The following is a 14,645-nucleotide window of genomic DNA, read 5'->3' as shown; positions in this document are numbered from 1 at the left end:
GTTGACGGTCGCCGATATTCGATGGAGGTCGTACCATGACCGGAACACGCAGGAGTCGCCCCAAGGAGTCGCCGTGGCCCGCCCCCGCACCTCGTCACGGACGGTGGAGCACCCCGCCGTGGCGGAGGTCTCGCTACAGCAGGTGCTGGAGGCCCTGGTGGATCCGGTACGGCGCGCCGTGGTGTCCCAGCTGGCGCGGGCCGACGGGGACATCAGTTGCGGCACATTCGACGTGTCGGTGTCCCGGTCCACGCTGACGCACCACTTCAACGTGTTGCGGGAGGCGGGGGTGATCCGGCAGTACTACGTCGGGACGACGAAGATGAACGCGCTCCGCACGGACGAGATGGAAGAACGCTTCCCGGGCCTGCTGTCGGCGCTGGTGGCCGCATCCGTCCCAGAGGCGAGCGTATCCGCCTCCTGAGGCGCCCGGGCTGGAGTCTGCCCGGCCTCGTGCTCAAGCATCGCTTCCGGACAGTCGCCGCGCGAGACATTGACACGATTCAACTCTGAGGCGACAGTGAACGACGTTGCCTCCGGGCGTCACGTGTCCACCATTGTCATGTTGTGCTCATGGGTGCGGCGCCAGCCGTAGTGCGCCCAGGCTTTGAATCGTTTCATGTCGCGGAATGCGCAACCCTGTCCTGCTCTGTGTCAAGCCCTCCTCACCCGGGAGACGCATGTGATCAGCAGAAGGAATCTCCTCGGCACCGCCACCGCCGCGGGCCCCGCCCTGACGGGCCTGACCGCTCTTGCCGCACCCGCGGCGAAAGCAGAGGCGGCCGAGCCCGGATATGGCGGGCTCCGGGTCGAGAAGACCACCGTGGAATACGCCGACCGCCCGCTCGGTCTGGACGCCGCACATCCTCGCCTCAGTTGGCAGCTCGACTCCGACCGGCGTGACCAATCGCAAAGCGCGTACCAGGTGCGCGTCGCGACGTCCCCGGGCCGGATCAACGCCCCGGACGTCTGGGACAGCGGCAAGGTGAGCTCCCACCAGTCCGTTCTGGTCCCGTACGACGGTCCGAAGCCGCGGGCCCGGACCCGTTACCACTGGGCCGTCCGGGTCTGGGACCGCCAGGGCCGGCCCTCACCCTGGAGCGAGCCCACGTGGTGGGAGACGGGGCTGGGCACCGAGGACGAGGGGACGGCGAGGTGGATCGCCGCGCCGGACACGGTGACCCGCGGTCCCGACCTGGCCAAGGCCGACTGGGTCTGGTACCCCGAGGGCGACCCGGCCTCCAACGCGCCCGCCGGGACCCGGTATTTCCGGGGTTCCATCGCCGTGTCGGGGCCCGTGCGGCTCGCCCGCCTGGCGATGGTCGCCGACGACGGGTTCACCGCGTGGGTCAACGGCACCGAGGTCGGGGGACGCCCTCCCGTCCAGGAGAACTGGCGCCATCCGGTGGTCGTCGATATCACTGCCCTGCTGCGCGTTGGGGCCAATACGATCTCCGTCGCCGCGGTCAACGCCTCGTCGAGCCCCGCCGGACTGCTGGGCGTCCTGGAGCTGACCGACGCGGACGGTGTCCGTTCCGTCGCCACCTCCGCCGCCTGGAAGGCCACCGACGCGGAACCGTCCGGTGACTGGCGCCTGCCCGGATACGACGACGGCGCCTGGCCCGCCGCCAAGGTGCTCGCCCCGTGGGGCGGCGGGCCGTGGGGCACGGTGCGGGCGGCGCAGCGGCCCGCCCTGTTGCGCCGCGACTTCCGGGTCGCCCGGAAGCCCATCGCGCGGGCGCGGCTGTACTCGACGGCACTCGGGCTGTACGAGACAGAGATCAACGGCCACCGCGTCGGCCGAGACCAGCTCGCCCCCGGCTGGACCGACTACCGCAAGCGCGTCCAGTACCAGACGTACGACGTCACCGGTCTGCTCCGGCGCGGCGCGAACGCCATCGGTGTGAGCCTCGCGTCCGGCTGGTACTCGGGCAGCGTCGCCTGGTTCGGGCAGGAACTGTACGGCGAGCGGCCCGCGCTGCGGGCGGAGCTGGAGGTCACGTACACCGACGGCAGCACGGACCGCGTCACCACCGACGCGCACTGGCGCAGTGCCACGGGCCCGATCCTGGCGGCCGACTTGATGGCCGGTGAGGAGTACGACGCCCGGCTCGAAGTGGCCGGCTGGTCCTCTCCCGCGTCCGACGACGCACTCTGGCAATCCGTCGACATCGTGCCGGACGACACCACATCCGCCGTGTCCGTGGTGGCCCAGACGGATGCTCCGATCCGGGTGGCGAGGGAGGTGGCCGCTGTCCGCGTCACCGAGCCGAAGCCCGGCGTGTACGTCTTCGACCTCGGCCAGAACATGGTGGGCTCGGTGCGGCTGCGGGTCCGTGGCGAGGCCGGGCGGACCGTGCGGCTGCGCCATGCCGAGGTACTGGACCAGGACGGCATGGTCTACACCACCAATCTGCGCACCGCCCAGGCGACCGACTCGTACACCCTGAAGGGCTCCGGGACGGAGACGTACGAACCGCGCTTCACCTTCCACGGCTTCCGCTATGTCGAGGTCACCGGCTATCCCGGCACCCCGGAAGCAAGCGCCGTCACCGGACGCGTCATGCACACCGCCGCCCCGTTCACCATGTCGTTCACGACCGACGTGCCGATGCTCAACCAACTGCACCGCAATATCACCTGGGGCCAGCGGAGCAACTTCCTGTCCGTCCCCACCGACACTCCGGCCCGCGACGAACGGCTCGGGTGGACGGGGGACATCAACGTCTTCTCCGCCACCGCCGCCTACACCATGGAATCCGCCCGCTTTCTCGCCAAGTGGCTCCGGGATCTGCGCGACGGGCAGTCCGATGCCGGCGCGTTCCCCGACGTCGCGCCACGCATCGGCAACCTCGGCGAGGGCACGGCCGGCTGGGGCGACGCCGGTGTCACCGTGCCGTGGAACCTCTACCAGGCCTACGGGGACCGGCAGGTACTGGCGGACAACTTCCCCGCGATGCGGGCCTGGATCGCATACCTGGAGCAGCACAGCAGCGGATATCTGCGGCCCGCCGAAGGATACGGCGACTGGCTCAACGTGGATGACCCGACCCCCAAGGACGTCATCGCCACCGCGTACTTCGCGCACAGCACGCAACTGGTCGCCAAGGCCGCCCGGGTGCTGGGCCACGACCCGGCCCCGTACGACACGCTGGCCGCGAAGGTCCGCGATGCCTTCAACCGGGCCTACGTGTCCGCCGACGGCACCGTCAAGGGCGACACCCAGACGGCCTACGTCCTGGCGCTGTCCATGGACCTGCTGCCGGACAGTGCGCGAACCCCCGCCGCCGACCGGCTCGTCGAGCTGATCCAGAGCAAGGGCCGGCATCTGTCCACCGGCTTCCTCGGCACACCGCGGCTGCTGCCCACGCTCACCGCCACTGGCCACACCGATGTCGCCTACCGACTTCTGGAACAGCGGACATTTCCCTCCTGGGGGTACCAGATCGAGCGGGGCGCGACGACGATGTGGGAGCGCTGGGACTCCATCACACCCGACGGGGGCTTCCAGGATCCCGGCATGAACTCGTTCAACCACTATGCCTACGGCTCCGTCGGCGAGTGGATGTACCAGAACATCACCGGCATCGGCATCGGAGATCCCGGCTTCCGAAGCATCGTCATCCGGCCCCGCCCCGGCGGCGATGTACACGAGGCGAACGGACGCTACGACTCTCTCTACGGTCCGATCACCACACGGTGGACGCGGGCGGACGGCGGTGCGTTCACTCTGGACGTCTCAGTGCCGGTCAATACGACCGCCGAAGTATGGCTGCCCGCCGCCACCTCCCGCGCCGCGTCCAGGATCACCCATGCCGGGGCGACCTTCCTGCGCCTCGACGATGGCTGCGCCGTCTACGCCGTGGGCTCCGGCTCCTACCGCTTCACCACCCCCTGAGGCACGCGCGGTGAACCCTTCGCGTTGAGGCGCTTCTCCAGGCGTCCGCCTCATGGGCCACATCGCCCGGTGGCCGACGCGGTGGGAACGCGGGGTGGTGCCATCTCCGCTTCCTCCCGCTGGACGGCCACCAGACGCTTTCCGCGGCTCGTCAGCCCTTGCGGGTCGTGATCTCCTCGGTCAGCTGCGGGACCACCTCGAAGAGGTCGCCGACCACGCCGTAGTCGACGAGGTCGAAGATCGGGGCCTCGGCGTCCTTGTTGATGGCCACGATGGTCTTGGAGGTCTGCATACCGGCACGGTGCTGGATCGCCCCCGAGATACCGGCCGCGACGTACAGCTGCGGGGAGACGGTCTTACCGGTCTGGCCGACCTGGTTGGTGTGCGGATACCAGCCCGCGTCCACCGCTGCACGGGAAGCACCCACGGCCGCGCCGAGGGAGTCGGCCAGGGCCTCGACGACGGGGAAGTTCTCCGCCCCGCCCACACCACGGCCGCCGGAGACCACGATCGCGGCCTCGGTCAGCTCCGGACGCCCCGTCGACTCACGCGCCGTACGGGAGACGACCTTCGTACCGGTGGCCCGCTCAGAGAAGGACACCTCAAGCGCCTCGACCGCACCGGCGGCCGGAGCGGCCTCCACGGCGGCCGAGTTCGGCTTCACCGTGATCACCGGAGTGCCCTTGGTGACACGGGACTTGGTGGTGAACGCGGCGGCGAACACCGACTGCGTCGCCACCGGACCCTCCTCACCGGCCTCCAGGTCCACGGCGTCGGTGATGATGCCCGAACCGATACGGACCGCCAGCCGGGCCGCGATCTCCTTGCCCTCCACGGAGGACGGGAACAGCACCGCCACCGGCGATACCGCCTGGTACGCGGCCTGGACCGCGTCCACCTCGGGGGCCACGAGGTAGTCGGCGTACTCGGGGGCATCGGCGGTCAGCACCCGGGCCGCGCCATGCTCGGCGAGGGTGGGCGCGGTGTTCTCGGCGCCGGAGCCGAGGGCGACGGCGACGGGTTCGCCGATCCGGCGGGCCAGGGTCAGCAGCTCCAGGGTGGGCTTGCGGACGGCACCGTCCACGTGGTCGACATAGACGAGGACTTCAGCCATGGGAATCGCTCTCCTGCGACATGCGAAAGATCTGGGGCGGTAGGGGCAGTGCGGCTCCGATGAGCTTCTGACCCGCGAGGCAGCGATTTCAGATGAATTTGCGCTCCGTGAGAAAGGCAGCGAGTTGCTTGCCGCCCTCGCCCTCGCCGTCGTCCGTGACGATCGTGCCGGCGGTGCGGGCCGGACGCTCCGTGGCGCCGTCCACGGCGGTCCAGGCCCCCTCCAGACCGACCTCGTCCGCCTCGATCTGGAGATCGGACAGGTCCCAGGAGGTCACTGGCTTCTTCTTCGCGGCCATGATGCCCTTGAACGACGGGTAGCGGGCCTCACCCGACTGGTCGGTCACCGACACCACCGCCGGAAGCGACGCCTCCAGCCGCTCGGTCGCGGTGTCCCCGTCACGGCGGCCCTTCACCGTGCCGTCGGGGCCACCCTCGACCGCCACCTCCGACAACAAGGTGACCTGCGGGACGCCCAGGCGCTCGGCGAGGATCGCCGGGAGCACGCCCATGGTGCCGTCGGTGGAGGCCATCCCGCAGATGACCAGGTCGTAGCCGGTCTGCTCGATGGCCTTGGCCAGCACCAGCGAGGTGCCCAGCGCGTCGGTGCCGTGCAGGTCGTCGTCCTCGACGTGTACGGCCCTGTCCGCGCCCATCGACAGCGCCTTGCGCAGCGCGTCCTTGGCGTCCTCGGGGCCGACGGTCAGGACGGTGATCTGGGCGTCAGCACCTTCCCGCCGGCGCTCCTCCGCGATCCGCAGCGCCTGCTCGACCGCGTACTCGTCCAGCTCCGACAGCAGGCCGTCCACCTCGTCCCGGTCCACGGTCAGGTCATCGGCGAAACGCCGGTCGCCGGTGGCATCGGGCACGTACTTCACACAAACAACGATCCTCATTCCAGTCCTCCTCGCTTGACGAGCTGAGCCGCGATCACATTGCGCTGGATCTCGTTGGTGCCCTCACCGACGATCATCAGGGGTGCGTCGCGGAAGTAGCGCTCCACGTCGAACTCGGTGGAGTAGCCGTAACCACCGTGGATACGGACGGCGTTGAGCGCGATCTCCATGGCGGTTTCGGAGGCGAAGAGCTTCGCCATGCCCGCCTCCATGTCCACGCGCCGGCCCGCGTCGGCCTCGCGCGCCGCGTACAGGGTGAGCTGACGTGCCGCGGTCAGCGACGTGGCCATGTCGGCGAGGTAGTTGCCGATCGACTGGTGTTTCCAGATCGGTGTGCCGAACGACTCGCGTTCCTGCGCGTAGGCCAGCGCGTCCTCCAACGCCGCCCGGCCGACCCCGAGCGCACGGGAGGCGACCTGGAGCCTGCCGGTCTCCAGCCCCTTCATCATCTGGGCGAACCCCTTGCCCTCGACACCGCCCAGGACGGCGTCGGCCGATGCCCGGTAGCCGTCGAAGGACAGCTCACAGCTCTCGACGCCCTTGTAGCCGAGCTTGGGCAGATCGCGGGAGACCGTCAGACCGGGCCCGTGTTCGACCAGCAGGATGGAGATGCCCTTGTGCGCGGGGGAGGCATCGGTGTCGGTCTTGCACAGCAGGGCGATCAGCTGGGAGCGGCGGGAGTTGGTGATCCATGTCTTTGAGCCGCTCACCACATAGCCATCCGCCTCCCTGCGGGCGACGGTGCGCATGGCCTGCAGGTCGGAGCCGCCGCCCGGTTCGGTCAGCGCCATGGTGGCCCGGATCTCGCCGGTAGCCATCTTCGGCAGGTAGCGGCGCTTCTGCTCCTCGGTGCCGAAGTGCAGCAGCAGTTTGGCGACCACGGAGTGGCCGCCCATGGCACCCGCCAGGCTCATCCAGCCGCGAGCGAGTTCCTCGGTGATCAGGACGTAGCAGGGGGTGGAGACCGGTGTGCCGCCGTACTCCTCGGGGACGGCGAGCCCGAAGATGCCGAGCTGCTTCATCTGCTCGATCAGGGCTTCGGGATAGGTGTTGGCGTGTTCGAGGCCCTGGACGACCGGTTTCACGTCCTTGTCGACGAAGTCGCGCACCGTACTGACGATGAACTGCTCGTCCGCGGACAAGATATCGAGGGTGCTCATGCTGAGACGCTCCTGGAAGACGGGATGTGTGCGGGCGGGCGGATCAGACGACGCGCTCGGCCCGGAGGGTGTCGATGTCGGCCGCGCTGTGTCCCAGCCCGGCGAGGATCGTGTCGGTGTGCTCACCGACTGCCGGGACCGCGTCCATACGGGGAGTGACACCGGCGAGGTCCACGGGCGGCAGCAGCGCGGGCACCACGGCCCCCGGGACGCGCACGTCCCGCCAGCGGCCCCGGGCGCTCAGCACGGGATGGCCGAGGAACTCCTCGACACCGTTCACGCCCGCGTTGGCGATGCCCGCCGCGTCCAGCAGGTTCATCACCTCCCCGCCGGCCAGGGAGCGGAACCGCTCGGCCACGATCGCGTCGAGCTCCTCGCGATGGGCTACGCGGGCCGGTCCGGTGGCGAACCGAGGGTCGTCCGCCAGCTCCGGCCGGTCCAGGAACCGCTCGCACAGCGCGCCCCACTCCCGCTCGTTCTGGATGGAGAAGAGGACCTCCCTGCCATCGGCGGCCGGGTAGGCGCCGTACGGGGCGATGGTGGCGTGCTGGGTGCCGAGCCGCGGCGGCTGGGTGCCGCCGTGGCGGGTGTAGTACGCGGGCTGGCTCATCCACTCGGCCAGCGCCTCGAACAGGGACACCTCCACGGGGCGGGCGATGCCACTGGTCGCGCGGGTGAAGAGCGCGGTGAGGATCCCCGAGTACGCGTACATACCGGCGGCGATGTCGGCGATCGACACCCCCACCCGGGCGGAGCCGTGCGCGTTGCCGGTGAGCGAGACCAGACCGGTCTGGCACTGCACCAGCAGGTCGTACGCCTTCCGGTCGGCCCACGGCCCGCTGGTGCCGTAGCCGGAGATGGTGCACGGAATGAGGGCGGGATGGCGTTCGGCGAGGGCCTCCGCGCCCAGGCCCAGCCGGGTGGCCGCGCCCGGTGCGAGGTTCTGCACGAACACATCGGCCTCGCTCAGCAGCCGCTCCAGGATGTCCCGGCCGCGCGCCGACTTCAGGTCCAGGGTCAGGGATTCCTTCGACCGGTTGAGCCATACGAAGTAGCTGGACTCGCCGTGCACCGTGGTGTCGTACCGGCGGGCGAAGTCGCCCCCGCCCGGACGCTCCACCTTGATGACCCGGGCGCCGAGGTCGGCCAGCTGGCGGGTGGCGAACGGGGCCGCCACCGCCTGCTCGACGCTGACGACGGTGATGCCGGAGAGCGGAAGCTCGGTCATGGGCGACCTCCAGACGGCTGACCGGGACATGCTCCGTGCCATGGCCCGGCACACCCCGATCCCCGTGTTCCGAGCACAGTGCCATCATGGACACTCATGGTGTTGTTCGTGAAATAGCAATCTGTGATGCAGCCATGCCGGGGCAGGATGGCAGGGAGAGCGGCCGGTGGACGTCAAACAACTCAAGGCACTCGTCACGGTCGCCGAGGTCGGCAGCGTCACCCGGGCCGCGGAGCTGCTGCATCTGGTGCAGCCCGCGGTCACCCGGCAGATCCGCACCCTGGAGCAGGAGCTGGGCGTCCCCCTCTTCGAGCGGACCCGGCAGGGCATGCGGCCCACCGAGGCCGGCGCCATCATGGTCGACCGCGCCCGCCGTGCCCTGAACGAGCTGGAGCGCGCCCGTGTCGAGGTCCAGCCGACCCCGGGCGTGGTGACCGGCATCGTCACCGTGGGCCTGCTGGAGAGCACCACCGATTTGCTGGCGGAGCCACTGGTGTCCGCGCTCGCCCGCGACCAGCCCGGGATCGAGCTGCGCCTGATGACGGCGTACTCCGGGCACCTCCAGCAATGGCTGGACGACGGCGACCTGGACCTGACGCTGCTCTACAACCTGGCCGGCACCCCCTCGCTGAACGTCCGCCCCCTGGTGCGCGAGCATCTGTGGGTGGTCGCGCCCCCGTCCGAGGGCCTGCGTGGCGATGACCCCGTCCCGTTCGCGCGGGTCGCCGAGCATCCGCTGGTCATGCCCGCGGCCGGCCACGCCCTGCGCAGCCTGATCGACGGGGCCGCCGGCCGGGCCGCGGTCGAGATGGACGTCGTCGTGCAGACCAACTCCATGCGGGTGCAGAAACAGCTCGTCCGGGCCGGCCACGGCTGGACCATCCTGCCGGGGGTGGGCATCGCCGCGGATGTGGCCGATGGCACACTCAGCGCGGCCCCGCTGTGCGACCCCGACGTATGGCGCTCGATCGTCCTCGGCACGCCACGCAACGGGCGGACACCACCCGCGGCGGAGGTCGTCGCCCGAGAGCTGGTCCGTCATATCGCCTCGGCCGTGCACCAGGGGCGATGGCCCTCCGCCCAGCTGCACACGCAGACCACGCGCACCAACGACATATGACGCCCGTGGGCCGAGGAAGAGCCCGCCGGACAGCCCGACGAGAAAACGAGAAAAGGTAAGAAACCCGCATGACAAGCACCGACGTCCACCAGCAGGACGGCCACGCCCGCGCCCTGGACGGCACCCTCCTCGCCTACCAGCGCCGGGGCACCGGACGGCCGCTGGTGCTCCTGGCGGGCCAGGCGAACAACCACCACTGGTGGGACGGCGTACGGGCGGACTTCCATGCCACGCACACCACCCTCACCATGGACTGGCGTGGCACAGGGGAGAGCGGAAAACCCGATGAGCACTACTCGACGCGGGGTTTCGCCGACGATGTGATCGCCGTCCTCGACCACCTGGGCATCGAGCGTGCCGATCTGTACGGGACCTCCATGGGAGGGCGGGTCGCCCAGTGGGTCGCCGCCCGCCACCCGGACCGGATCCGGCGGCTCGTCCTCGGCTGCACCTCACCCGGCGGGCCTCAGGCGAGGGAACGCGACATGGCGGTGCGGCGCTCCCTGGCCCAGGCCGACGCGCGGGCGGCGAGGGAAGCGCTGATCGACCTCATGTACACCCCGGCCTGGCGGTCCGGACACACCGGGCCCTATACGACCCTCGGCGACCCCGGCATGCCCCCGCACGCCCGGCGGCGCCACCTGGTGGCCTCCAACGAACACGACGCCTGGGACGCACTTCCGCTGATCAGCGCGGCCACGCTGATTCTGCACGGTGCGGACGACCGGCTCACCCCCTCCGCGAACGCACCGCTGCTCGCCTCGCGTATCCCCCGGGCGCGTACCCATGTCTTCGAGGGCGCACGGCACGGCTATTTCGAGGAGTGCCGCCCGGCGGCCGGGGCGATGGTGTCGTCATTCCTGGCGGAGCGGGAGACTCCGGACGACGTGTGAGGTGCCGGAGAGGCCTCATGCCACCACGGCATGTGCCCATCACTGTTTTCTATTGTCCAATTCCAGCCATCAGCACACATGATGTGGGGCAACCGAGCCGACCGAGCAGTGGAGTCGCAGCGGATGACCCAGACCCATGTACCGGCGCCTGCGTGGCAGGAGGCCGTGTTCACCGCCCTGAAGAAGCGCGGAGTCCAGCAGATCGCCTACGTCCCGGACTCCGGCCACTCCCACGCCATCAGGGAGGCCCAGCGGGACCCCGCCATCCACGACGTGGTGCTGACCACCGAGGAGGAGGGCGTCGCCGTGGTCAGCGGGGCGTGGCTGGGTGGGCAACGGGCGGTGCTGCTGATGCAGAGCAGTGGCGTGGGCAACTGCGTCAACATGTTCTCCCTGCTGCAGATGGCCCAGTTCCCCTTTCTGACGCTGGTGACGATGCGGGGCGAGTACGCCGAGTTCAACCCGTGGCAGGGCCCCATGGGCCGCACCACCCAGCAGGCCCTGGAGCTCATGGGCATCACCGTCGTACGGGCCGACACCCCGGAGGAGGTCGAGGACACCGTCGAGGCGGCGCTGGACTCGGTGTTCGAGGCGGGCGAGCGCGTCGCCGTGCTGCTCGGACAGAAGCTGATCGGCCGCAAGAAGTGGGAGCGCGACTGATGACCGCCACCGACACCACACCCCGCCTGGACCGGCGCCGCTTCGTCGCCGATCTGATCGCCCGCATCCCCGAGGAAACCCTGGTGGTCACCGGCCTCGGATCGCCCAGCTACGACGTGTTCGCGGCCGGCGACCGCCCCGGCACCTTCTATCTGTGGGGCGCGATGGGTGGTGCCGCCCCGCTCGCCCTCGGCCTCGCCCTGGCCCGGCCCGAGCGCCCGGTGCTCGCGGTCACCGGCGACGGAGAACACCTCATGGGCATCGGCGCGCTGGCCACCATCGGCGCCAAGCTGCCGCCCAACCTCACCCTCGTCGTCCTGGACAACGCCCACTTCGGTGAGACCGGCATGCAGCCCAGCCACACCGGCCTGGGCACGGACCTCGTCGCCGTCGCCCAGGGTTTCGGCATCCGCGACGCTGTACGGATCATCGACCCCGCCCGCATCGAGGACCTGGCCGCACGCGTCCGGGCGCGCGCCGCCACCACCTACGCCCAGGTGCTCATCGACACGGACGAGCCGCCGCGCGCGCTGCCGCCACGCGACGGGGTGGCCAACAAGAACTCTTTCCGCGCCGCGCTGGGCCTGAGCACCTTCTGACAGGACGCGGCCGTGTGCCGCTCACCCACCAGGCCACCTCACATCCTCGGCCGCCGAAACGAGATTCCCCATGCAGCGCTACGACATGTTCATCGACGGGGAGAGCCGCAGGCCCGCCGACGGTGAATGGTTCCCCACCGACAATCCCTACTCGGGGACCCGATGGGCCGAGATCGCCAAGGGCGGTCCGAGAGACGTCGACGACGCCGTGCGGGCCGCCCAACGTGCCCTGCACACCGGCCCATGGGCCGAGTTGACGGCCAGCGCCCGCGGTGCCCTGCTCCACCGGCTCGGCGATGCGATCGCCGCCAACGCCCGGCACCTCGCCGAGATCGAAGTCCGCGACAACGGCAAGCTCTTCACCGAGATGCACGGGCAACTGAGCTACACGCCCCAGTGGTTCCACTACTACGGCGGTCTCGCCGACAAAATCGAGGGCACCGTGCCCCCGATGGACAAGAAGGGCTACTTCACCTACACCAAGAAGGAGCCCGTCGGGGTCGTCGCCGTCATCACCCCGTGGAACTCCCCGCTCCTGCTGCTCGCGTGGAAGATCGCCCCCGCCCTGGCCGCCGGCTGCACGGTCGTCGTCAAGCCGTCGGAGTTCACCTCCGCCTCCACCCTGGAACTGGCCCGCCTCTTCCACGAGGCGGGGCTGCCGCCGGGCGTGTTCAACGTGGTCACCGGCTTCGGCCACGATGTCGGAGCCGCCCTCGTCGAGCACCCGCTGGTCCGCAAGATCACCTTCACCGGCTCGGACGCCACGGGCCGCCGTATCAACGAGGTCGCAGCCCGCGACTTCAAGCACGTCAGCCTTGAACTCGGCGGCAAGTCACCGAACGTCGTCTTCGCCGACGCCGACCTCGACGCCGCCGTGAACGGCGCCGTCTCCGGCATCTTCGCCGCCACCGGGCAGACCTGCATCGCCGGCTCCCGGCTCCTGGTCCAGGAGGATGTGCACGACGAGGTCGTCCGCAAGGTCGTGGAGCTCGCGGGCAGCGCCCGCATGGGCGACCCGATGGACGAGACCACCCAGGTCGGGCCCATCACCACACCCGCACAGTACGCCAAGGTCCTCGACTACATCGACATCGCCCAGCGAGAGGGCGCCGCACTCGCGCTGGGCGGGCAGGCCGCCACCCGTCCCGAATGCGGCAGCGGCTGGTTCGTCGAGCCGACCATCTTCACCGGGGTGCGCAACAGCATGCGCATCGCCCAGGAGGAGGTCTTCGGCCCCGTCCTCGCGGTCATCCCGTTCACGGACGAGGACGACGCCCTCGGGATCGCCAACGACAGCCGCTACGGCCTCGGGGCGGGTGTGTGGACCAGCGACATCGGCCGTGCCTTCCGGATGGCCGACCGCATCCGCTCCGGCACGGTGTGGGTGAACACCTACCGTGCGGTGAGCTACCTGGCGCCCTTCGGCGGTTTCAAGGACTCCGGTATCGGCCGGGAGAACGGTATCGGCGCCATCAGCGCCTACCTGGAGGACAAGAGCGTCTGGATCAACACCGGAGCCCCCACCGGCAACCCCTTCGTCCTACGCTGACGCCTCCCGCCGGTCCCACCGCTCCACCGCATCCACCGCATCCACCGAACGGAGATCGGTTTTTCCTCACTCAGGGTTGCCTTCGCGGCTCGGGCGCCGCGAAGGCCGCCTCCTCTGCGACTAGAGCAATGGAGCCACCTATGTCGCTGCCACGCACCCCCGTCCCCGAACGATCCCGGATCACCGCCAACGTCATACGCGGCTGCCTGGGCAACCTGATCGAGTGGTACGACTGGTTCGCCTACGCCACCTTCAGCATCTACTTCGCGGCCGTGATCTTCCCCGAAGGCGACCAGACCGCCCAACTCCTCTCCACGGCGGTCGTCTTCGCCGTCGGCTTCCTCATGCGCCCCTTGGGCGGCTGGCTGCTCGGAGCGTACGCGGACCGGTTCGGCCGCCGACGCGCGCTGACCTTGTCGGTCACCTTGATGAGCGCCGGCTCGCTCACCATCGCCATCATCCCGAGCCACCAGGCCATCGGCATCTGGGCCCCGGCCCTCCTGGTCCTGGCCCGTCTGGCCCAAGGGCTCTCGGTCGGCGGCGAGTTCGGCTCCAGCGCCTCTTACCTCGCCGAGATCGCTCCCCCCGGACGGCGCGGTTTCTACTCCAGCTTTCAGTACGTGTCCATCGTGCTCGGCCAACTCGCCGCCCTGCTCGTGGCGATCGTCCTGCAGAACCTGCTCGCCGAGGACGAGTTGAAGAGCTGGGGCTGGCGCATCCCGTTCGTGATCGGCGCCGTGGCCGGCCTGGTCGTGATGTACCTGCGCCGTTCCATGGAGGAGTCCCAGCACTTCCAGCAGGAGCAGGCGAAGGCCGCCGCCCAGGATCCGGCCACACGGGAGCGCAAGGGCCTGGTCGCCCTGTTCACTGAGTACCCCCGTCAGCTGATAGCGGTCTTCGGGCTCGCCATCGGCGGCACCGTCGCCTTCTACACCTACACCACGTACCTGCAGAAGTACCTGGTGAACACCGCCGGCATCGCGAAGTCGACCGTCTCCCTCATCGGCTTCTTCGCCCTGTTCGTGTACATGCTGCTGCAACCGGTCGCCGGCGCCCTGTCCGACCGCATCGGACGCCGCCCGGTCATGTTCGGCTTCTCCGTCTGCGGCATGCTCCTGACGGTCCCGATCATGACCCTGCTGGGCCATACGAGTAATCCCTGGTTCGCCTTCCTCCTGATGACCGCCGGGCTGACCTTCGTCAGCGGATACTCTGCCCTGGCCGCCGTCATCAAGGCCGAGATGTTCCCCACCAAGGTCCGGGCTCTCGGCGTGGGCCTGCCGCACGCCCTGGTCACCGCCACCTTCGGCGGGCTGACCGAACCTGTCGCGCTGGCCCTGAAGAAGGGCGGCCACGAAGTGGTCTTCTTCTGGTACGTCACCGCGTGCATCGCCGTGACCTTCCTGGCCACTCTCGTGGTACGCGAACCGTCCCGCTCCTCCCTCCTGGAGACCACGCCGACCCCCGCCACCATGAGCCCGAACTCGAACCCGAACCCACCGACTACCGCCCCGCTCACCTGAGGGCTG

12 protein-coding genes are annotated in these 14,645 nt (G+C 69.7%); 8 read left to right on the top strand and 4 right to left on the bottom strand.

From position 1 onward, the window contains the following. Nucleotides 1-73: 73 nt before the first annotated feature. A complete protein-coding gene (locus ACWY4P_RS02800; RefSeq protein WP_456208483.1) occupies nt 74-424 on the top strand; it encodes an ArsR/SmtB family transcription factor in 351 nt (116 codons plus the stop codon). 258 nt (nt 425-682) lie between these two features. Continuing rightward, on the top strand, nt 683-3,898 hold the full coding sequence (locus tag ACWY4P_RS02795; RefSeq protein WP_456208482.1) for an alpha-L-rhamnosidase: 3,216 nt from the start codon (nt 683-685) through the stop codon (nt 3,896-3,898). A gap of 151 nt (nt 3,899-4,049) precedes the next feature. Here ACWY4P_RS02795 and ACWY4P_RS02790 read toward each other — a convergent pair whose 3' ends face one another. The 4 genes from ACWY4P_RS02790 to ACWY4P_RS02775 form a co-directional block, all read right to left on the bottom strand. Then, on the bottom strand, nt 4,050-5,012 hold the full coding sequence (locus ACWY4P_RS02790) for an electron transfer flavoprotein subunit alpha/FixB family protein (RefSeq protein WP_456208481.1): 963 nt from the start codon (nt 5,010-5,012) through the stop codon (nt 4,050-4,052). 88 nt (nt 5,013-5,100) lie between these two features. Next, entirely contained in the window at nt 5,101-5,907 is an 807-nt protein-coding gene (locus tag ACWY4P_RS02785; protein WP_456208480.1) for an electron transfer flavoprotein subunit beta/FixA family protein, read from the bottom strand. Continuing rightward, entirely contained in the window at nt 5,904-7,067 is a 1,164-nt protein-coding gene (locus ACWY4P_RS02780) for an acyl-CoA dehydrogenase family protein (protein ID WP_456208479.1), read from the bottom strand. Before ACWY4P_RS02780 ends, ACWY4P_RS02785 begins: the two co-directional genes overlap by 4 nt. Nucleotides 7,068-7,110: 43 nt before the next feature. Continuing rightward, nucleotides 7,111-8,295 (bottom strand): CaiB/BaiF CoA transferase family protein, encoded by a 1,185-nt coding sequence (locus tag ACWY4P_RS02775; RefSeq protein WP_456208478.1) that lies wholly within the window; start codon nt 8,293-8,295, stop codon nt 7,111-7,113. 166 nt (nt 8,296-8,461) lie between these two features. Here ACWY4P_RS02775 and ACWY4P_RS02770 point away from each other — a divergent pair, with 166 nt between their 5' ends. The 6 genes from ACWY4P_RS02770 (at nt 8,462) to ACWY4P_RS02745 (ending at nt 14,639) form a co-directional block, all read left to right on the top strand. Continuing rightward, nucleotides 8,462-9,415 (top strand): LysR family transcriptional regulator, encoded by a 954-nt coding sequence (locus ACWY4P_RS02770; RefSeq protein ID WP_456208477.1) that lies wholly within the window; start codon nt 8,462-8,464, stop codon nt 9,413-9,415. A gap of 68 nt (nt 9,416-9,483) precedes the next feature. After that, nucleotides 9,484-10,308 (top strand): alpha/beta fold hydrolase, encoded by an 825-nt coding sequence (locus ACWY4P_RS02765; RefSeq protein ID WP_456208476.1) that lies wholly within the window; start codon nt 9,484-9,486, stop codon nt 10,306-10,308. A 123-nt stretch (nt 10,309-10,431) separates the two neighbouring features. After that, on the top strand, nt 10,432-10,968 hold the full coding sequence (locus ACWY4P_RS02760) for a phosphonopyruvate decarboxylase (RefSeq protein WP_456208475.1): 537 nt from the start codon (nt 10,432-10,434) through the stop codon (nt 10,966-10,968). Continuing rightward, nucleotides 10,968-11,567 (top strand): thiamine pyrophosphate-dependent enzyme, encoded by a 600-nt coding sequence (locus tag ACWY4P_RS02755; RefSeq protein ID WP_456208474.1) that lies wholly within the window; start codon nt 10,968-10,970, stop codon nt 11,565-11,567. The genes ACWY4P_RS02760 and ACWY4P_RS02755 overlap by 1 nt, the downstream gene beginning before the upstream one ends. A gap of 70 nt (nt 11,568-11,637) precedes the next feature. Next, nucleotides 11,638-13,116, top strand: coding sequence for an aldehyde dehydrogenase (locus ACWY4P_RS02750; protein ID WP_456208473.1), 1,479 nt, complete (start codon nt 11,638-11,640; stop codon nt 13,114-13,116). A 140-nt stretch (nt 13,117-13,256) separates the two neighbouring features. Beyond that, a complete protein-coding gene (locus ACWY4P_RS02745; RefSeq protein ID WP_456208472.1) occupies nt 13,257-14,639 on the top strand; it encodes an MFS transporter in 1,383 nt (460 codons plus the stop codon). The last annotated feature ends 6 nt before the right edge of the window (nt 14,640-14,645 follow it).

It is taken from the genome of Streptomyces sp. LZ34 (assembly GCF_053890475.1).
This window is presented reverse-complemented; position numbering and strand designations above follow the sequence as displayed.

Coding starts and splice junctions, on each gene's coding strand:
- ACWY4P_RS02755 (WP_456208474.1), top strand. CDS start 10,968: ATGACCGCCACCGACACCACACCCCGCCTGGACCGGCGCCGCTTCGTC.
- ACWY4P_RS02775 (WP_456208478.1), bottom strand. CDS start 8,295: ATGACCGAGCTTCCGCTCTCCGGCATCACCGTCGTCAGCGTCGAGCAG.
- ACWY4P_RS02790 (WP_456208481.1), bottom strand. CDS start 5,012: ATGGCTGAAGTCCTCGTCTATGTCGACCACGTGGACGGTGCCGTCCGC.
- ACWY4P_RS02785 (WP_456208480.1), bottom strand. CDS start 5,907: ATGAGGATCGTTGTTTGTGTGAAGTACGTGCCCGATGCCACCGGCGAC.
- ACWY4P_RS02750 (WP_456208473.1), top strand. CDS start 11,638: ATGCAGCGCTACGACATGTTCATCGACGGGGAGAGCCGCAGGCCCGCC.
- ACWY4P_RS02780 (WP_456208479.1), bottom strand. CDS start 7,067: ATGAGCACCCTCGATATCTTGTCCGCGGACGAGCAGTTCATCGTCAGT.
- ACWY4P_RS02765 (WP_456208476.1), top strand. CDS start 9,484: ATGACAAGCACCGACGTCCACCAGCAGGACGGCCACGCCCGCGCCCTG.
- ACWY4P_RS02745 (WP_456208472.1), top strand. CDS start 13,257: ATGTCGCTGCCACGCACCCCCGTCCCCGAACGATCCCGGATCACCGCC.
- ACWY4P_RS02760 (WP_456208475.1), top strand. CDS start 10,432: ATGACCCAGACCCATGTACCGGCGCCTGCGTGGCAGGAGGCCGTGTTC.